This window comes from Castellaniella sp. (genome assembly GCF_034674885.1).
Taxonomy (GTDB): domain Bacteria; phylum Pseudomonadota; class Gammaproteobacteria; order Burkholderiales; family Burkholderiaceae_B; genus Castellaniella.
Genome location: NZ_JAUCDS010000011.1, coordinates 30100 through 46433 on the forward strand (window position 1 = coordinate 30100; position 16334 = coordinate 46433).

Sequence of the window (16334 nt, forward strand, 5' to 3'; positions counted from 1 at the left end):
CGCCGGGGCTATTCTTTGCTTTGTGCGGCGTCGTCCTGGGCCGCTACGGCGGTGGCCTGATCGGCCGGATCTTCGTCGGCGGGCTTGCGCTTTTCCAGTGCAGCGCCGGCCAGAATACCGATTTCGTACAGCAGGCACAGCGGGGCGGCCAGCAGAATCTGGCTGAGAACGTCCGGCGGGGTCACGATGGCAGCCAGTACAAAGGCGCAGACGACGACGTAGCCGCGGATTTCACGCAGTTTCTTGACCGTGACGAGGCCGGTCTTGACCAACAGGACAACCGCTACGGGGACCTCGAACGTAACCCCGAAGGCGATGAACATGGTCAGCACGAAATTGACGTAGGCCTCGATGTCAGGCGCTGGCGTGATCGAGTGCGGTGCGAAATGGGCGATGAAGCTGAAGACGGTGTGAAACACCACGAAATAACAGAATGCCATGCCCAGCAGGAACAGGAAGCTGCTGGAGATGATCAGCGGCAGCGCCAGCCGCTGCTCGTGCCGGTACAGGCCGGGAGCGACGAAGGCCCAGGCCTGGTACAGGACGTAGGGCAAAGACAGCACGAAAGCCGCCAACAGGGTGACCTTGATGGGCACCATGAAGGGCGTGATCACGCCGGTGGCGATCATGCGGGTGCCTTCCGGCAAGGATGCCAGCATGGGCTGGGCCAGCACGTCGTAGATGGCCGAGGGTCCGGGGTATATGAACAGCACCACGAACACGGCCAGTACGGCGATGACTGCGCGCAACAGGCGGTTGCGCAGCTCCATCAGGTGCGAGATGAAGGTGTCCTGGGAAGAGGCGTCGGAGGCGTCAGTCATCTTTCTTTACGTCGAGAGCTTTCCGCGCCTCGTCCAGGGAGTCCTGGACGACCTGGGTCGGCTGGTTCACGGCGGATTTCAGGTCTTCCACGGAGGAGGTCATGGAAGACTGGACCGATCGGGCCGCGTCTTCCATCTGGTTCTTGATGTCGCCGATTTCCTTGAGGTCCATTTCCTTCTGGATGTCGGATTTGACTTCGTTCACGTAGCGCTGGGCCCGCCCCAGCAGGTGCCCGACCGTGCGGGCGACCTTGGGCAGGCGTTCGGGACCGATGACGATCAGCGCGATCACGCCGATCAGCATCAGTTCGCTGAAGCTGACATCAAACATTATGGTTCCGGTTCAGTGCGCAGAAGGATCAGGCGTCGGTTTTCTCGCGAGCCTGGACGTCCACGGTGTTGGAATCCTGGACCTGCTGCGTGACGGACGGCTTGGCTTCGGATTCGGATCCGCCTTCGGCCTGGGCGTCTTTCATGCCCTTTTTGAAGCCCTTGACGGCGCCGCCGAGGTCTTCGCCGATGTTGCGCAGTTTTTTGGTGCCGAAAATCAGGGCGACGATGACCAGAACGATCAGCCAGTGCCAGATGCTGAAACTACCCATGAGAGCTCCTTAGGCGGCGGGTGCCGCGCGTTTTGACCAGGGGCGTGCGCCACCCAGAATGTGGAAATGCAGGTGGTCGATTTCCTGACCGCCTTCGGGGCCGGTATTGGCGACCAGCCGGAAGCCGCCTTCGGGCAGCGGGTTGCAGCCGTTTTCGGCAGCGAGCCTGGGCACGAGCTGCAACATGCGAGCCAGCCAGGCAGCGTCCTGGGATCCGGTATCGGCCAGCGAGGCGACGTGATGTTTGGGGATCAACAGCAGGTGCACCGGCGCGGCCGGATTGATGTCATGGAAGGCAAGAAATTCGTCGTCTTCGTGCACGATGCGGGCGGGGATCTCGTGCCGCGCGATTTTACAGAACAGGCAATCGTGGCTCATGGAATTCTACAAGACAGGACCGGACATCGATCCACTCAACCTCGTATGTTGCCACAATTTTCCTGGCATTGTGCTGATCGGCCGGGTGAACGCCGGTGGCTGAGGGTATGCCCCTAGATCGGGCCTGGTCCCGGGGCTGTGGCCGGTCTCAGTCCTTTGGGCGCGAGGCCTTTTCTTCCAGGCCGGACAGGCCCTCGCGGCGAGCGAGTTCGGCCAGCACGTCTTCGGGGCGCAGGTTGAAGTGCGTCAGCGCCACCAGGCAGTGAAACCAGAGGTCGGCGGTTTCAGCAATGATGCGGTCCGGGCGGCCGTCCTTGGCGGCCATCACCAGTTCGGTGGCTTCTTCGCCGATCTTCTTCAGGAAGGCGTCCGGGCCCCGTGACAGCAGCTTGGCGGTGTAGGAAGTCTGCGGGTTGCCGCCTCGATCCGGGCGACGGGTGGCCAGCGTGTCAGCCAGCCGGGCCAGGGTGTCGGTGTTGGAGGCGGAAGACGTGTCGAGAGAGCTCATGGCAGCAATGAAATAGGACGGGCCGGCGCCGGGCGCCAGCCGGAAACGCGCTAGGCGTGCGGGGTGTGGTAGATGGTATCCGGGTCTTTCAGGACCGGGTCCTGCACCACCCAGGCGGGTTGGGCATCCCGCGTGTCCAGGCTGCGGAAGAAGCAACGTTCGCGCCCCGTATGGCAGGCGATGCCTCCCACCTGGGTGACTTTCAACAGCAGTACGTCGCCGTCGCAGTCCAGGCGGATATCGTGGACCTGCTGGATATGACCGGATTCCTCGCCCTTGCGCCACAGGCGCTGGCGGGACCGCGAGAAATACACGGCGCGGCCGGTGAGCGCGGTTTCCTGGACGGCCTCGGCATTCATCCAGGCCATCATCAGGACGGTGCCGGTATCGGCATCCTGGGCGATGGCGGGAATCAGGCCCTGAGCGTCGAAGCGCAGTTCGGCCAGCCAGGCGGGAGTCGTGGTCTGTGTCATCGCCGCACCCGGATGCCCTGGGCAGCCAGGAAGTCCTTGGCCTCGGCCAGGGTATGCTGGCCGAAGTGGAAGATGCTGGCCGCCAGCACGGCGCTGGCGTGGCCCTGGGTGACGCCGTCGGCCAGGTGCTGCAGATTGCCCACGCCGCCCGAGGCGATGACGGGCACGGGCACCGCATCAGAGACGGCGCGGGTCAATTCCAGGTCGAAGCCGGACTTGGTGCCATCGCGGTCCATGCTGGTCAGCAGCAGTTCACCCGCACCCAGATCGGCCATGCGGCGTGCCCATTGCACGGCGTCCAGACCGGTGCCTTTGCGCCCGCCATGAGTGAAAATTTCCCAACGCGGGGGCTCGCCGGTGGCCGAGACACGGCGCGCGTCCAGGGCCACCACGATGCATTGGGAGCCGTGGTGGGCAGCGGCCTCGGCGACCAGTTCGGGGCGTGCGACCGCTGCGCTGTTGATCGAGACCTTGTCGGCGCCGGCGTCCAGCAGGCGCTGGATGTCGGACACCTGGCGCACGCCGCCGCCGACGGTCAGCGGGATGAAGACCTGGCGGGCCACCGATTCGATGATGGGCAGGATCAGGTCGCGGTCGTCGGATGTGGCCGTGATGTCCAGGAAGGTCAGTTCGTCGGCGCCCTGCTCGTCGTAGCGGCGGGCGATCTCCACCGGGTCGCCGGCGTCGGTCAGGTTGACGAAATTGACGCCTTTGACCACCCTGCCTGCGTTGACGTCCAGGCAGGGGATGATGCGGCAGCACAGGCCCGAGTCGCCGGATGCCGGGACTGAGGAATGGGGCGTGGCGGCGTTACGTAGGTCGGATGAGCCCGTCATGAGGGCTGCCCGGCAGCGGCATCGTCCTCGGTGCCGCACAGCGTGTCGGCCAGGGCCTGGGCGTCGGCGAAGTCCAGCGTGCCTTCGTAGATGCTGCGCCCCAGGATGGCGCCGTCGATGCCCTGATCGGCCACGGCGCACAGCGCGCGGATGTCGTCCAGGGATGCCACGCCACCAGAGGCGATGACAGGGATGCGGACCTGCTGCGCCAGGCGCACGGTGGCCTCGACGTTGACGCCGCTGAGCATGCCGTCGCGGCCGATATCGGTGTAGATGATGGATTCGCAGCCGTAGTCTTCGAATTTCCGGGCGAGGTCCGCGACATCGTGGCGGGTCAGTTTGGACCAGCCGTCGGTAGCGACCTTGCCGTCGCGGGCATCCAGGCCGACGATGATGTGGCCGGGAAAGGCCGAGCAGGCATCGCTGAGAAAGCCGGGGTCCTTCACGGCCGCTGTGCCGATGATCACGTAGGAAATGCCGTTGTCCAGATAGTATTCGACCGTGTCCAGGTCGCGGATGCCGCCGCCGATCTGGATGGGAAGGTCTTCGTCGGTGGCGTCCACGATGGCCTGGATGGCGGCGCGGTTGCGCGGCTTGCCGGCGATGGCGCCGTTCAGGTCCACCAGGTGCAGGCGGCGGGCGCCCAGGTCGGCCCACTGGGTCGCCATGGCGGCGGGATCTTCGGAAAAGACGGTGGCGTCAGCCAGGTCGCCCTGGCGCAGGCGCACGCAGTGCCCGTCTTTGAGGTCGATGGCGGGGATCAGAAGCATGGTCGTCGTGTCAGTGCAGAAGGGATGGTAAACACCGAAGGTGGAAATCAGGGCTGCCAGCGGCTGAAGTTCTGGTAGATCTGCAGGCCGGGCGCTGCGCTCTTTTCTGGGTGAAACTGTACGGCAAAAATATTGTCGGCTGCAACGGCGCAGCAAAACGGCTGTCCGTAGAGGCTGGTGGCGACCGTCAGGTCCGCGTCGTCCGGCTGGGCGTAGTAGCTGTGCACGAAGTAGAACGGCGTGTCCTGGGCGACGCCATCCCAGATCGGGTGGGACCGGGTTTGCGTCACGGCGTTCCAGCCCATGTGGGGGATTTTCAGTCGGCCTGCATCGTGATCGGCGGACGGTTGCTCGAAGGCTGTCCCCTGGAAGCGCCGTACCCGGCCAGGGAACAGGCCCAGGCCGGGGGTGTCGCCCTCGTCGCTACCGTCGAACAGCATCTGCTCGCCCACGCAGACGCCCAGCAGCGGCTTGTCGCGGGCAGCCCGCAGCACGGCATCGCGCAGGCCCGAGGTATCCAGCGTGCGCATGCAGTCCGGCATGGCCCCCTGGCCGGGGAAGACGATGCGGTCGGCGGCCTGGATGTCGGCGGCCTGACGGGCGATGCGGATATCGTGGTCCGGGGCGGCTGCCTGCAAGGCGCGGGCTACCGAGTGGAAGTTGCCCATGCCGTAATCGACGATGGCGATGCGTGTCACGATGCGGGTGTCCTGGGTAGGGTGCGGTCCGAACAGTCGAACGGACCTGGCGGGATCAGAGCGCGCCCTTGGTCGAGGGGATCGTGCCACCGGCGCGAGGGTCGACTTCCGTGGCCGCGCGCAGGGCTCGGCCGAATGCCTTGAAGATGGTCTCGCACTGGTGGTGGGCATTTTCTCCGCGCAGGTTGTCGATGTGCACGGTGGCCAGTGCGTGGTTCACGAAACCCTGGAAAAATTCACGGGCCAGGTCGACGTCGAAGCTGCCGATGCGAGCGCGGGCGTAATCCACGTGGTAGAACAGGCCCGGGCGCCCGGACAGGTCCACCACCACGCGCGACAGCGCCTCGTCCAGTGGTACGTAGGCGTGGCCGTAGCGGCGCAGGCCGGCTTTGTTGCCGACTGCGGCGGCGAAGGCCTGGCCCAGGGTGATGCCGACGTCCTCGACGCTATGGTGGTCGTCGATGTGGGTGTCGCCGTCGCAATGGATGTCCAGGTCGAACAGGCCGTGGCGGGCGATCTGGTCCAGCATGTGGTCCAGGAACGGCACGCCGGTATTCAATGTACGGGTGCCCGTGCCGTCCAGATTAAGGGCGACTCGGATGCGGGTTTCCTGGGTGTTGCGTTCGATGGTGGCGGTGCGCATGGCGGGGGCAAAGTCCTGATGGGGCTGGCGGCGGCCTCAGGCCGGCGTATTCAGACGCAGCGTGGCGCTGGCGGCGTGGGCGTGCAGCCCCTCGCCGGTCGCCAGCGTGGCGGCAATGCGGCCCAGCGTCTGGGCACCGGCAGCCGAAACCTGGATCAGGCTGCTGCGTTTCTGAAAATCATACACGCCCAGGGGCGAGGAAAACCGGGCGGTGCGGGCGGTGGGCAGGACGTGGTTGGGTCCGGCGCAGTAATCGCCCAGGGATTCGGAACTGTAGGCGCCCAGGAAGATCGCGCCAGCGTGGCGGATCTGCGGCAGCAGGGCCTGCGGGTCACGGGTGGAGAGTTCCAGGTGTTCCGGTGCGATGCGGTTGACGATGGCGCAGGCCTGGCCCAGGTCGGCCGTCTGGATCAGGGCCCCGCGCCGGGACAGGCTGACGCGCAGGATATCGGCGCGGGGCTGTTCGGGCAGCAGGCGTTCGATGGCGGCGTGGACGGCGTCCAGGTAGGCGGCATCCGGGCACAGCAGGATGGCTTGGGCGAGCTCGTCGTGTTCGGCCTGGGAGAACAGGTCGATGGCCAGCCAGTCGGCGGGGGTGCTGCCATCGGCCACGATCAGGATTTCGGACGGCCCGGCGATCATGTCGATGCCGACGGTACCGAAGACGCGGCGTTTGGCGGCTGCCACATAGGCGTTGCCCGGGCCGACGATCTTGTCCACGGCGGCCAGGGTCTGCGTGCCGTAGGCCAGCGCGCCGACGGCCTGGGCCCCGCCGATGGCGAACATTCGGTCGACGCCACCCAGTGCGGCGGCGGCCAGCACCATCGGGTTGCGCACGCCCCCCGGGGTGGGCGTGACCATGATCAGTTCGGGGACGCCTGCGACCTTGGCCGGGATGGCGTTCATCAGCACCGATGAGGGGTATGCGGCCTTGCCGCCGGGGACGTACAGGCCCACGCGGTCCAGAGGTGTGATCTGCTGGCCCAGCATCGTGCCGTCAGGTTCGGTGTAGGTCCAGGTTTCGGCGCGTTGGCGTTCGTGGTAGCGGCGCACGCGGTCGGCGGCGGCTTCCAGTGCGCTGCGTTGGTCCGCCGGCAGGGCGTCGAGCGCAGCCTGCCAGTCTGCGCGAGGGATCTCGAGTGCTGGCAGTTGGTCGGCCTGAACGTGGTCGAAGCGGGCCGTGTAGTCGAGCACCGCCGCATCGCCGCGTGTCTGCACGTCATGCAGGATGTCGCGCACCGTGGCTTCGATGGTTTCGTCCTGCGAGGCGTCGTAGGCCAGCAGGCGGGTCAGGGCCGCATCAAAATCGGCGGCGCGGGCATCCAGGCGGTTGATCAGGGACATGGCGGCAACAATGGGGTAAAGACCTATCTTACTTCAGGCCATCTGCGTGGACGCCTGGGCGAAGGCGTCCAGGAAGGGCTGCAGGCGCGGGCCGTGCATTTTCAGGGCCGCCTGGTTGACGATCAGGCGCGACGAGATCTGGCGGATTTCCTCGACTTCGACCAGGCGGTTGGCGCGCAGCGTGCCGCCCGAAGACACCAGGTCGACGATGGCGTCGGCCAGCCCGACCAGCGGGGCCAGTTCCATCGAGCCGTAGAGCTTGATGATGTCCACGTGCACGCCCTTGGCGGCGAAGTGCTCGCGGGCTGCGCGCACGTATTTGGTGGCGATGCGCAGCCGCGAACCCTGGCGTACGGCCGTCTGGTAGTCGAAGCCTTCCGGGGCGGCGACGCACAGGCGGCAGCGGGCGATGTTCAGGTCGATGGGCTGGTACAGGCCGCCGGGGTGCTGGGCCATGTGTTCGTGCAGCACGTCTTTTCCGGCGATGCCGAAATCCGCCGCCCCGTATTGCACGTAGGTGGGCACGTCGGAGGCCCGCACGATGATGATGCGCAGGTTGTCGGAATCTGTCGGCAGGATGAGTTTGCGCGAGGTTTCTGGATTTTCCGGCACGCCCACGCCGGCCGCCGCCAGCAGCGGCAGGGTTTCTTCGAAGATGCGGCCTTTGGACAGGGCCAGGGTCAGCGGGGCTTGTGCCATTGCGGTATGCCTATTGAATGCGTTGGATGTCCGCGCCGAGCGCCTGGAGTTTGTGTTCCATGCGTTCGTAGCCCCGGTCCAGGTGGTAGATGCGTTCGACCGTGGTCTGGCCCTGGGCCGCCAGGCCGGCGATGACCAGGCTGGCGGATGCGCGCAGGTCGGTGGCCATGACGGTGGCGCCCAGCAGTTCCGGGTGGCCCTTGACGATGGCGGTGTGGCCGTCGATTTCGATGTCCGCGCCCATGCGGCAGAGTTCCTGCACGTGCATGTAGCGGTTCTCGAAGATGTTCTCCGTGATCACTGCGGTGCCTTCGGCCAGTGTGTTCAAGGCCATCAGCTGGGCCTGCATGTCGGTCGGGAACCCCGGATATTCGCTGGTGCGAAAACCCGTGGCGCGCGGACGGCCGGTCATGCGGGCGCGTATCCAGTCCGGGCCGGTGGTGATTTCCAGGCCGGTGTCGCGCAGTTTGTCCAGCACGGCGCCCAGAGTGTCGGGGGCCGCGCGGCGCAGGGTGATGTCGCCGCCCGTGGCCGCGACGGCGCACAGGAAGGTGCCAGCCTCGATGCGGTCTGGCACTACTTGGTGGTGCGCGCCATGCAGGCGCTCGACGCCTTCGATGACGATGCGGTCGGTGCCGTGGCCTTCGATGTGGGCGCCCATGGCGATCAGCACGCGGGCCAGGTCCACGACTTCGGGTTCGCAGGCGGCGTTTTCCAGCACGGTGCGGCCTTCGGCCAGGGTGGCGGCCATCAGCAGGTTTTCCGTGCCCGTGACGGTGACCATGTCGGTCAGGATGCTGGCGCCGCGCAGGCGGGTGGCCTCGGCGACGACGAAACCGTGTTCGATGCGGATCTGGGCGCCCATGGCCGCCAGGCCCTTGATGTGCTGGTCCACGGGGCGCTGGCCGATGGCGCAGCCGCCCGGCAGGCTGACCCGTGCGCGGCCGAAGCGCGCCAGCAGCGGCCCCAGCACCAGGATGGAAGCCCGCATGGTCTTGACCAATTCGTAGGGGGCTTCCTGGCTGTGGATCTGGTCGGCCTGCAGCGTGACTTGTTCGGTGCCGGGGCGGTGGGTGCGCACACCCATGCGTTCCAGCAGCGTCAGGGTGGTGCCGATGTCGCGCAACGCCGGGATGTTGCCCAGCACCAGCGGTTCGTCGGTCAGCAGCGCGGCGCACAGGATGGGCAGCGCGGCGTTCTTCGCCCCCGAAATGGTGACTTCGCCGTGCAGCGGGCGTCCGCCCTGGATCTGGAGTTTATCCATTGTCGTCCTGGGTGGCGGCGTATTCTGCCGGGGTCAGGTTGCGCATCGACAGGGCGTGGATTTCAGCCCGCATGCGATCGCCCAGCGCCTGGTAGACCGTGCGGTGGCGCGCCAGGGTGTTCTGGCCTTCAAAGGCCTTGCTGACGATCAGGGCCTCGAAGTGGGCACCGTCGCCATAGACTTCCAGGTGTTCGCAGTCGAGGTGCTCGGCGATGTACTGGCGGACGTGGTCGGGGGTCGGCTGCATGGGCTTAGCTCCGTAGTTTGTAGCCGCGCGCCAGCAGGCGCAGGGCGAAAAGGCTGAGAACGACGGCGACGGTCAGCACTACGGCCAATCCGTGCCAGGGGGAAACGTCGGAGACGGCGAAAAAGCCGTAGCGGAACCCGTCGATCATGTAGAACACCGGGTTCCAGCCCGACACGGCCTGCCAGAAGGGAGGCAGGCTGTGGATGGAATAGAACACGCCCGACAGAAAGGTCGCGGGCACGATCAGGAAGTTCTGGAAGGCGGCCAACTGGTCGAATTTTTCCGACCACAGGCCGGCGATCAGGCCCAGCGTGCCCAGGATCCAGCAGGACAGAATGGCGAAGGCCAGCAGCCAGATGGGTTCGGTGACCGGCAGGCGGACGAAGAACAGCGCCATGGCCCAGATGCAGATACCTACGGCCAGGCCGCGCATGACGGCGGCCAGCAGATAGGCGACGAAGATCTGGCGGTGCGAGAAGGGCGGCAGCAGCACGAAGATCAGGTTGCCGGTGATGCGGCTCTGGATCAGCGACGACGAGGGGTTGGCGAAGCTGTTTTGCAGCATGCTCATCATGATCAGGCCGGGGATCAGGAAGGCGGTATAGGACAGGCTGCCGTAGACCTGCACGCGGTCTTCCAGCACGTGGGAGAAGATCAGCAGGTACAGCAGCGCCGTCACCACCGGGGCGGCGATGGTCTGCAGGCCGACCTTCCAGAAGCGCATCAGTTCTTTGTGCAGCAGGGTCGGGAAGCCCGAACCCATGGCGGGGCGGGTCTGTGCCACGGGTCGGATCACAGTTCGGCCTCCAGCAGGGAATCGTCGTGCATGATGTGGACGAAGGCGTCCTCGAGGTCGGCCCCGCCGAAGCGGGCCATCAGGGCCTGGGTGGTGTCCAGGGCCACGACGTGGCCGGATTTCAGCATGGCCACGCGCCCGCACAGGGATTCGGCTTCTTCCAGGTAGTGCGTGGTCAACAGGATGGTGTGGCCCGCCTGGTTCAGGCGCGTGATGAAGTCCCACAGGGTGCGGCGCAAGTCCACGTCCACGCCAGCTGTGGGTTCGTCCAGAATGATGACGGGCGGACGGTGCACCAGGGCCTGGGCCACCAGCACACGGCGCTTCATGCCGCCCGACAGGGCCCGCATGTTGACGTCGGCCTTGTCCAGCAGGCCCAGGTTGTCCAGGATCTCGTCGATCCAATCGTCGTTGTTGCGCAGGCCGAAATAGCCGGATTGCAGGCGCAGTGTTTCACGCACGGTGAAGAAGGGGTCGTAGACGATTTCCTGGGGGACGACCCCCAGTGATTGACGGGCACGGCGAAAATCGTCGACGACGTCGTGGCCGCAGACCCGGGCGCTGCCCGAGGTGGCATGCGCCAGGCCGGCCAGCACCGAAATCAGCGTGGTCTTGCCGGCGCCGTTGGGCCCCAGCAGGCCGAAGAATTCGCCGTGTTCGATGGTCAGGCTGACGTCGTGCAGCGCCTGGAATCCGGCGGGTGCGGGACGGCCTGCCAGCCGATCACGCAGGGATCGCTGGGCCGGAGCATAGATTTTGGAGACGTGTTGCAGGTCTAGAGCGGGCATGAGCAGACAATGGCGCCCCAAAATGGGCGCCATTGGGCATTATAAGCGGTGAACCGGCAGCAGGCGTGTAAGCCCGGACTACTGCCCGCTTTTTGCGTTCAGGGCCTTGATCAGCCCATCGATGCCGCTACGGCCGATTTCCTGCGCGAACTGGTTGCGGTAGTTCTGAATCAGCCAGATGCCTTCCACGTTCAGGTCGTAGACCTTCCAGCCCGCATCGGTCTGTTCCAGCCGGTAATCCACCCCAATGGGCGAGCTGTTGGGCTGCGAGACCGATGTGCGTACCACGGCATCGCCGGCCTTTGTGTCGCCTCGGAAGGGCAGCAGCGTGATGGTCGTAGCCGGCGTCACGCGCGTGAAGGCGCCGCTGTAGGTGCGGATCAGCGTGCCTGTGAAGGCCTGCACCAGATCGGTCTGTTGCTGGGCCGACGCCTGGCGCCAGTAGCGGCCGGCAGCCAGACGCGTGGTCTTGTCCATGTCCACGTACGGCAGGGCGTATTTGCGCACCAGGACCGTGATGTGGCTGACGTCGCCCTTCAGGGCCAGCGGGTCGGCCTTGACGGCTTCCAGCATGTTGTTGGCCACTGCGTCCAGGAACACATCCGGTGCGGCCTTGGGGTCGACGGCGTGTTCAGCCTGGGCGGCGGGCAGGGCGCCCAGCGCCAGGATGGCGCCCAGCAAAAGGGCCTGGGCGGCGCGATGCAGATTCGACAGGGAAAAGGGCTTCGTCATTCTGGGGCTCCACGATCCGGTGTTGTTCAGTGAGTGGCCGGGTCGTCCGGATCCTCGTAGACCGGCAGCGTGTCGGACGTGTTCGAGGGCGAAGCCTGGTCCAGCGCGTCTTCGGTGCTGGCGCGTTCGCCTTGCGTCCGGCTATCCAGCATAGCCTTGCGGCGCTGCAAATAGGCGTCGCGGATGAAACTGTATTTGTCCAGGGCGATCTGGTCCACCAGGCGGTCGGCGTCCAGCAGATTGGCACGGGTGTCGACGATGTACAGGCCCAGGATGGAATTGCGGACCGGCACGTTGTCGATGGTGAAGACGGCGGCGGCCGGCGACGAGGGCACCGTCAGGGCGACGGCTGTGCCGACCCCGTCGCGCACCGTGCTGGGGCCCATGAAGGGCAGGACGAAGTATGGCCCCTGGCCGAAACCCCAGACGCCCAGCGTCATGCCGAAGTCGTTGGGGATCTTGCGGGCGCCGTGCATCGAGGCGACGTCGATGCAGCCGCCCAGGCCGGCCGTGGTGTTGAACAGTATGCGCCCGAAGGTATCGACGAAGTCGCGGCCGCGCCCCTGCAGCAGGCTGTTGATGCCTGACCAGACGTCGCTGAGGTTGCTGAAGACGTTGTGGATGCAGGTGCGCACCGGGCGGGGCGTGACGGTCTCGTAACCGGTGGCGATGGGCTTGAGTACCGCGCGATCCACCGTGTCGTTGAAGGCGTACATTCCACGGTTGTACGATTCCCAGGGATCGTTGGCCGAGGGCTGGGGCACCTGGGCGCAGCCCGCCATCAGCGCCATGGTCGCCAGCGCCAGGACGGTGCGTGTCATGCGGTTGCGATGGGAACAGGAAGGATGCGGGTGGGCGGTCGTGGTCATGGGACTCGGGGGCGGGTGGGGGCAGGCGGCCAGGCCGTATTTGCTGCGCATTGTAACCTGCCCGTTCGGGATGTCAGTGAGAGGCGCTGGCCGCGGGCGCTGCGGGCGGCGCTGCCGCCGAGCCTTCTTTTTCGGCGGAGTTGTACAGGAACTTGCTGATCAGGTCTTCCAGCACGACGGCCGACTGGGTGAATTCGATGGTGCCGCCGTTGGCCAGGCTCTTGTCCTCGCCGCCCGGGGTCAGGCCGATGTATTGCTCGCCCAGCAGACCGGAGGTCAGGATGGAGGCCGACGTGTCGGTCGGGAATTGGTACTGCTGTTCCAGGTCCACGGCCACCGTGGCCTGGAATCGCTGGTTGTCGAAGCCGATGGACGCCACGCGCCCGACGACGACCCCGCTGCTTTTCACGGGTGCGCGGACCTTCAGGCCGCCGATGTTATCGAAGTGGGCCTGCACCCGGTAGGTCGGGGCGAAGGAGAATGAGCTCATGTTGCCGGCTCGCAGGGCCAGAAAAACCAGGGCGATCAGGCCCAGCAGAATGAACAGTCCTACCCAGAAATCGGTTTTTTCGCGTGTCATGAAATGATCCTCAGTGCGCAAACATCAGCGCCGTCAGCAGGAAATCCAGTCCCAGCACGGCCAGGGCGCCGCTGACGACTGTGCGCGTCGTTGCGCGGGACACCCCTTCGGGGGTGGGCAGGGCAGTCCAGCCCTGGTGCAGGGCGATCAGCGTGACCACGACGCCGAACACCAGGCTTTTGATGACTCCGTTGAGCACGTCGTTGACGACGTCCACGCCGCCTTGCATTTGCGACCAGAAGGCGCCCGGGTCGATGCCGATCAGCACTACCCCGACGAACCAGCCGCCCAGGATGCCGACCATGGAAAAGACGGCCGCCAGCACCGGCATGGCAATGACACCGCCCCAGAAGCGCGGCGTGAGCACGCGGCGGATGGGGTCGACGGCCATCACTTCCATGGCGGAAAGCTGTTCGCCGGCTTTCATCAGGCCGATCTCGGCAGTGAGCGAGGTGCCTGCGCGGCCGGCGAACAGCAGCGCGGTCACGACCGGCCCCAGTTCGCGGGTGAGCGACAGCGCTACCAGCAGGCCCAGGGCTTCTTCCGAGCCGTAGCGGTTCAGGGTGTAGTAGCCCTGCAGCCCCAGGACAAAGCCCACGAACAGGCCCGAGACCCCGATGATCAGCAGGGAATGGTTACCGATGAAGTGCACCTGCTGGCTCGTCAGCCTGGGGCGGCGCCACAGGATGCTGCTGCGGGCCAGGATGGCCAGGAACAGGCGGGCGAAGGCGCCCAGGCCCGTCAGCATGGAGACAAAGCCGTGGCCCAGCGCGGCGATGCGGCGTGACAATGCGTTCATGCCGTTCCCCGGCGGGCTGCCAGCCAGCGCTCGAAGGCGGGGGTCAGCGGATAGTGGAAACCGATCGGGCCGTCCGGGCGGCCTTGCAGGAATTGCTGCAGGTAGTCGTCCTGGGCGTCCGAGAGTTCGGCCGGCGTGCCCTGGGCCATCAGTCGCCCCTGGCCGATCAGGTAGACCTGGTCCACGATGGCGAAGGATTCCGCTACGTCGTGGGTGATCAGGATGGAGGCGCAGCCCAGTTTGTCGGTCATGTCGCGGATCAGCTGCGCGGTGATGCCCAGGGAAATCGGGTCCAGGCCGGCGAAAGGCTCGTCGTACAGGATCAGTTCGGGTTCCAGCACCACGGCGCGGGCCAGCGCCACGCGCCGCGCCATGCCGCCGGAGATCTCTGAAATGCGCAGATGCGCGGCGTTTCGCAGGCCGACGGCCTGTAGTTTGTCGAGCACCTTTTCGAGGATCTGCTGTTCGGAAATGCAGGTGTGCTCGCGCAGGGGGAAAGCGACGTTTTCGAAGACGTCCAGGTCAGTGAACAGGGCGCCACCCTGGAACAGCACGCCCATGCGCTGGCGGGCTTCGCGCAGCGACTCGCCGCGCAGTTCGTCCATGCGGCGACCGAATACGGTGATGGCGCCCGCCTGGGCAGGCAATTGGCCCGTGACGGCTCGCAGCAGCGTGGTTTTGCCCGACCCGGATCCGCCCATCATGGCCACGACCTGCCCCGGCATGACCTGCAGGTCGATGTCGCGCAGCACCGTGAATTCGCCGTAGCCCAGCGAAACGCCGGCGAAGGTCACGAGAGGGTCGGGGGGCGTGGTCATGGGGATGGATCTGGCTTCTTCTTTTCTGTGAGAAGAATTGTACCTGCTATGCCATTTTCTGAGATCCTAGGTGCAGCAGTCGCGACGGCCTGAACTCTTCAGGGAACTTTTTCCGGCGCCGTGCGTTGAAGTGTGTGTGAGTATGGACACCGACCCTGACGATACCCGATATGCGCTGCGCGCCGGCGCAGGGGATCGGCATGCCTTTTCGTGGCTGGTGAAGCGGCATCAGGGGGCCATGCACCGCTATCTGACGCGGATGACCGGAATTCCCGAGACGGCGCGCGAACTGACGCAGGATGCATTCATGCGCGCGTTCCAGGCACTGCCGTCCTGGCGGCCGGAGGCCCGGTTCCGGACCTGGCTGTTTCGCATCGCGCACAACCTTGCGCTGGACCATCTGCGCAGGGCCAAGCGCGTGACATTTCAGCCGCTGGACGAGGGCCTGGAGACGCCGGACTCGGCGCCGGGCCCCGAAGAGCGCCTGGAAACCCGGCAGCGGGTCCTGCAGCTGGAGGCGGCGCTGGCGGCGCTGCCGACGGCGCACCGTGAAATCCTGCTGCTGCGGGAGATCGAGGAGATGTCCTATGAGGATATCGCCCGGACTCTGGAACTGAACCCGGGAACCGTGAGGTCCCGCCTCGCTCGCGCGAGGGCGGCTCTGCTGACCGCCTTGCGCCACCCCTGAAGGAAGAAGCACATGCCTTGTCCTAGAACCGTCCTGCTGTCCGCCTTCCTGGATTCCGAATGGACCGGGCCGCGTCGCACGCTGATTGCGGCGCACGTCCGGACCTGCCCGATCTGCGCAGCGGAGCTGTCCGATCTGCGTGCCTTGTCGTCGGAACTGCAGGCCCTGCCGGATCCCGTGTTGGAGCAGGATTTTTCCCGCCGGTACGCGGCGCGCCCATCGGTCCGGCGCCGCGCATGGGCATGGATCGCGCGGTGCTGGAATACCTGGATGCCGGTTGGCCTGACCGCTGCGGCGTCGCTGCTTGTGGGGGTCGGCCTGGCCGATCTGTCCTGGGAGCCTGTAACACCCCAAAGACCGGTGGCAGTGGACCTGCGGCTGGATCTTTTCAATCCGGTGCCGCCGGGCGGCCTGTGTGCGGCCGCTGAACTTTGTGGAACTCCGAAGGATCGGTCATGACCTCCAGAACGCTGAAAACGCTGTGCATCCTGTCCCTGGCCTTGAATGTGGGCTTTATCGGCATGGCCGCCTATCGGTACGGAGCCGCCCCCCGGAATGCGCAGAATGCGCCACCTGCAGCCCTGGCGGACCGCCTGGGGCTGGATGCGGATCAACGAGCGGCCTGGAACGCATTGGAGACACCGTTCCTGCAGGATCTTTCGGCCAATTGGGTGAATATCCGTGCGCTGCGCCAGACGCTGTTGGATGCGATTTTCGCGGCGCAGCCCGACGAGCAGAAGCTGACCGACCTGCAGACGCAGATCGCAGCCCTGCAGAGCGGGCAGCAGAAACGTGTCATCGTCCAGTTGCTGGCCGAGCGCGAGGTGCTGACTGCCGATCAGCAGTCAGCGCTCAGGGCCTTGCTGATGCGCGAATATGGCGAGCAGGTCTCCGAAGTCGAACACCTGCATCGTTAGCGCCTCGTGCGGATCACACGCAAAGCAGGCTGGAGGGAACTTTCTGCGGGTTGGCGCGTTGATG

At 65.9% G+C, this 16334-nt stretch carries 24 protein-coding genes; 3 read left to right on the forward strand and 21 right to left on the reverse strand.

Annotated elements, in window-relative coordinates; translation table 11 throughout:
- Positions 1–8: 8 nt before the first annotated feature.
- The 21 genes from tatC to VDP74_RS08280 all read right to left on the reverse strand — a co-directional run bounded on the left by tatC (position 9) and on the right by VDP74_RS08280 (position 14665).
- Entirely contained in the window at positions 9–821 is an 813-nt protein-coding gene (gene tatC / locus VDP74_RS08180; RefSeq protein WP_322999132.1) for a twin-arginine translocase subunit TatC, read from the reverse strand.
- On the reverse strand, positions 814–1152 hold the full coding sequence (gene tatB / locus VDP74_RS08185) for a Sec-independent protein translocase protein TatB (protein ID WP_416232957.1): 339 nt from the start codon (positions 1150–1152) through the stop codon (positions 814–816). Before tatB ends, tatC begins: the two co-directional genes overlap by 8 nt.
- Positions 1153–1180: 28 nt before the next feature.
- A complete protein-coding gene (tatA, locus tag VDP74_RS08190) occupies positions 1181–1423 on the reverse strand; it encodes a Sec-independent protein translocase subunit TatA (RefSeq protein ID WP_322999133.1) in 243 nt (80 codons plus the stop codon).
- 9 nt (positions 1424–1432) lie between these two features.
- A complete protein-coding gene (locus tag VDP74_RS08195; RefSeq protein ID WP_322999134.1) occupies positions 1433–1801 on the reverse strand; it encodes a histidine triad nucleotide-binding protein in 369 nt (122 codons plus the stop codon).
- 148 nt (positions 1802–1949) lie between these two features.
- Positions 1950–2309 carry a phosphoribosyl-ATP diphosphatase gene (locus VDP74_RS08200; protein ID WP_322999135.1) on the reverse strand — a complete coding sequence of 120 codons (360 nt, stop codon included), beginning with the start codon at positions 2307–2309 and terminating at the stop codon, positions 1950–1952.
- 50 nt (positions 2310–2359) lie between these two features.
- Positions 2360–2782 (reverse strand): phosphoribosyl-AMP cyclohydrolase, encoded by a 423-nt coding sequence (gene hisI / locus VDP74_RS08205; RefSeq protein WP_322999136.1) that lies wholly within the window; start codon positions 2780–2782, stop codon positions 2360–2362.
- Positions 2779–3618: an imidazole glycerol phosphate synthase subunit HisF gene (gene hisF / locus VDP74_RS08210; RefSeq protein WP_322999137.1), complete on the reverse strand. Its 840-nt coding sequence runs from the start codon at positions 3616–3618 to the stop codon at positions 2779–2781. The genes hisI and hisF overlap by 4 nt, the downstream gene beginning before the upstream one ends.
- Complete coding sequence (hisA, locus tag VDP74_RS08215; protein WP_322999138.1) at positions 3615–4388, reverse strand: 1-(5-phosphoribosyl)-5-[(5-phosphoribosylamino)methylideneamino]imidazole-4-carboxamide isomerase; 774 nt, start codon at positions 4386–4388, stop codon at positions 3615–3617. The genes hisF and hisA overlap by 4 nt, the downstream gene beginning before the upstream one ends.
- Before the next feature lie 47 nt (positions 4389–4435).
- Positions 4436–5086: an imidazole glycerol phosphate synthase subunit HisH gene (hisH, locus tag VDP74_RS08220; protein ID WP_322999139.1), complete on the reverse strand. Its 651-nt coding sequence runs from the start codon at positions 5084–5086 to the stop codon at positions 4436–4438.
- A gap of 55 nt (positions 5087–5141) precedes the next feature.
- A complete protein-coding gene (gene hisB, locus VDP74_RS08225; RefSeq protein ID WP_322999140.1) occupies positions 5142–5729 on the reverse strand; it encodes an imidazoleglycerol-phosphate dehydratase HisB in 588 nt (195 codons plus the stop codon).
- Between the two features lie 36 nt (positions 5730–5765).
- Entirely contained in the window at positions 5766–7073 is a 1308-nt protein-coding gene (gene hisD, locus VDP74_RS08230) for a histidinol dehydrogenase (RefSeq protein WP_322999141.1), read from the reverse strand.
- A 33-nt stretch (positions 7074–7106) separates the two neighbouring features.
- Positions 7107–7772 carry an ATP phosphoribosyltransferase gene (hisG, locus tag VDP74_RS08235; RefSeq protein WP_322999142.1) on the reverse strand — a complete coding sequence of 222 codons (666 nt, stop codon included), beginning with the start codon at positions 7770–7772 and terminating at the stop codon, positions 7107–7109.
- Between the two features lie 10 nt (positions 7773–7782).
- Positions 7783–9036, reverse strand: coding sequence for a UDP-N-acetylglucosamine 1-carboxyvinyltransferase (murA, locus tag VDP74_RS08240; protein ID WP_322999143.1), 1254 nt, complete (start codon positions 9034–9036; stop codon positions 7783–7785).
- On the reverse strand, positions 9029–9283 hold the full coding sequence (locus VDP74_RS08245; protein ID WP_322999144.1) for a BolA family protein: 255 nt from the start codon (positions 9281–9283) through the stop codon (positions 9029–9031). The genes murA and VDP74_RS08245 overlap by 8 nt, the downstream gene beginning before the upstream one ends.
- A gap of 4 nt (positions 9284–9287) precedes the next feature.
- Positions 9288–10046 (reverse strand): ABC transporter permease, encoded by a 759-nt coding sequence (locus tag VDP74_RS08250; RefSeq protein ID WP_322999192.1) that lies wholly within the window; start codon positions 10044–10046, stop codon positions 9288–9290.
- A gap of 29 nt (positions 10047–10075) precedes the next feature.
- Positions 10076–10867: an ABC transporter ATP-binding protein gene (locus tag VDP74_RS08255; RefSeq protein WP_322999145.1), complete on the reverse strand. Its 792-nt coding sequence runs from the start codon at positions 10865–10867 to the stop codon at positions 10076–10078.
- Between the two features lie 78 nt (positions 10868–10945).
- Positions 10946–11599, reverse strand: a complete 654-nt coding sequence (locus VDP74_RS08260) for an ABC transporter substrate-binding protein (RefSeq protein WP_322999146.1) — start codon at positions 11597–11599, stop codon at positions 10946–10948.
- Between the two features lie 26 nt (positions 11600–11625).
- Positions 11626–12420, reverse strand: coding sequence for a VacJ family lipoprotein (locus tag VDP74_RS08265; protein ID WP_322999147.1), 795 nt, complete (start codon positions 12418–12420; stop codon positions 11626–11628).
- Between the two features lie 121 nt (positions 12421–12541).
- Complete coding sequence (mlaD, locus tag VDP74_RS08270) at positions 12542–13048, reverse strand: outer membrane lipid asymmetry maintenance protein MlaD (RefSeq protein ID WP_322999148.1); 507 nt, start codon at positions 13046–13048, stop codon at positions 12542–12544.
- A 10-nt stretch (positions 13049–13058) separates the two neighbouring features.
- Positions 13059–13847 (reverse strand): lipid asymmetry maintenance ABC transporter permease subunit MlaE, encoded by a 789-nt coding sequence (mlaE, locus tag VDP74_RS08275; protein WP_322999149.1) that lies wholly within the window; start codon positions 13845–13847, stop codon positions 13059–13061.
- A complete protein-coding gene (locus VDP74_RS08280) occupies positions 13844–14665 on the reverse strand; it encodes an ABC transporter ATP-binding protein (protein WP_322999150.1) in 822 nt (273 codons plus the stop codon). Before VDP74_RS08280 ends, mlaE begins: the two co-directional genes overlap by 4 nt.
- 142 nt (positions 14666–14807) lie before the next feature.
- Between VDP74_RS08280 and VDP74_RS08285 the strand changes: the two genes are divergently transcribed.
- Genes VDP74_RS08285 through VDP74_RS08295 form a run of 3 tightly spaced genes read left to right on the forward strand, consistent with a single transcriptional unit; the run spans position 14808 to position 16270 of the window.
- Positions 14808–15353, forward strand: coding sequence for an RNA polymerase sigma factor (locus VDP74_RS08285; RefSeq protein WP_322999151.1), 546 nt, complete (start codon positions 14808–14810; stop codon positions 15351–15353).
- 12 nt (positions 15354–15365) lie between these two features.
- Positions 15366–15812: a hypothetical protein gene (locus VDP74_RS08290; RefSeq protein WP_322999152.1), complete on the forward strand. Its 447-nt coding sequence runs from the start codon at positions 15366–15368 to the stop codon at positions 15810–15812.
- Positions 15809–16270 carry a periplasmic heavy metal sensor gene (locus tag VDP74_RS08295; protein ID WP_322999153.1) on the forward strand — a complete coding sequence of 154 codons (462 nt, stop codon included), beginning with the start codon at positions 15809–15811 and terminating at the stop codon, positions 16268–16270. Before VDP74_RS08290 ends, VDP74_RS08295 begins: the two co-directional genes overlap by 4 nt.
- Positions 16271–16334 lie beyond the last annotated feature (64 nt).

Bases quoted from the DNA above. Each gene is read 5' to 3' on its own strand.
- tatC (WP_322999132.1), bottom strand. From the start codon at position 821: ATGACTGACGCCTCCGACGCCTCTTCCCAGGACACCTTCATCTCGCAC.
- hisA (WP_322999138.1), bottom strand. From the start codon at position 4,388: ATGCTTCTGATCCCCGCCATCGACCTCAAAGACGGGCACTGCGTGCGC.
- VDP74_RS08195 (WP_322999134.1), bottom strand. From the start codon at position 1,801: ATGAGCCACGATTGCCTGTTCTGTAAAATCGCGCGGCACGAGATCCCC.
- VDP74_RS08250 (WP_322999192.1), bottom strand. From the start codon at position 10,046: ATGGGTTCGGGCTTCCCGACCCTGCTGCACAAAGAACTGATGCGCTTC.
- VDP74_RS08200 (WP_322999135.1), bottom strand. From the start codon at position 2,309: ATGAGCTCTCTCGACACGTCTTCCGCCTCCAACACCGACACCCTGGCC.
- hisD (WP_322999141.1), bottom strand. From the start codon at position 7,073: ATGTCCCTGATCAACCGCCTGGATGCCCGCGCCGCCGATTTTGATGCG.
- VDP74_RS08245 (WP_322999144.1), bottom strand. From the start codon at position 9,283: ATGCAGCCGACCCCCGACCACGTCCGCCAGTACATCGCCGAGCACCTC.
- VDP74_RS08285 (WP_322999151.1), top strand. From the start codon at position 14,808: ATGGACACCGACCCTGACGATACCCGATATGCGCTGCGCGCCGGCGCA.
- hisI (WP_322999136.1), bottom strand. From the start codon at position 2,782: ATGACACAGACCACGACTCCCGCCTGGCTGGCCGAACTGCGCTTCGAC.
- mlaD (WP_322999148.1), bottom strand. From the start codon at position 13,048: ATGACACGCGAAAAAACCGATTTCTGGGTAGGACTGTTCATTCTGCTG.
- tatB (WP_416232957.1), bottom strand. From the start codon at position 1,152: ATGTTTGATGTCAGCTTCAGCGAACTGATGCTGATCGGCGTGATCGCG.
- mlaE (WP_322999149.1), bottom strand. From the start codon at position 13,847: ATGAACGCATTGTCACGCCGCATCGCCGCGCTGGGCCACGGCTTTGTC.
- hisF (WP_322999137.1), bottom strand. From the start codon at position 3,618: ATGACGGGCTCATCCGACCTACGTAACGCCGCCACGCCCCATTCCTCA.
- VDP74_RS08260 (WP_322999146.1), bottom strand. From the start codon at position 11,599: ATGACGAAGCCCTTTTCCCTGTCGAATCTGCATCGCGCCGCCCAGGCC.
- tatA (WP_322999133.1), bottom strand. From the start codon at position 1,423: ATGGGTAGTTTCAGCATCTGGCACTGGCTGATCGTTCTGGTCATCGTC.
- murA (WP_322999143.1), bottom strand. From the start codon at position 9,036: ATGGATAAACTCCAGATCCAGGGCGGACGCCCGCTGCACGGCGAAGTC.
- VDP74_RS08295 (WP_322999153.1), top strand. From the start codon at position 15,809: ATGACCTCCAGAACGCTGAAAACGCTGTGCATCCTGTCCCTGGCCTTG.
- hisB (WP_322999140.1), bottom strand. From the start codon at position 5,729: ATGCGCACCGCCACCATCGAACGCAACACCCAGGAAACCCGCATCCGA.
- hisG (WP_322999142.1), bottom strand. From the start codon at position 7,772: ATGGCACAAGCCCCGCTGACCCTGGCCCTGTCCAAAGGCCGCATCTTC.
- VDP74_RS08265 (WP_322999147.1), bottom strand. From the start codon at position 12,420: ATGACACGCACCGTCCTGGCGCTGGCGACCATGGCGCTGATGGCGGGC.
- VDP74_RS08280 (WP_322999150.1), bottom strand. From the start codon at position 14,665: ATGACCACGCCCCCCGACCCTCTCGTGACCTTCGCCGGCGTTTCGCTG.
- VDP74_RS08255 (WP_322999145.1), bottom strand. From the start codon at position 10,867: ATGCCCGCTCTAGACCTGCAACACGTCTCCAAAATCTATGCTCCGGCC.
- VDP74_RS08290 (WP_322999152.1), top strand. From the start codon at position 15,366: ATGCCTTGTCCTAGAACCGTCCTGCTGTCCGCCTTCCTGGATTCCGAA.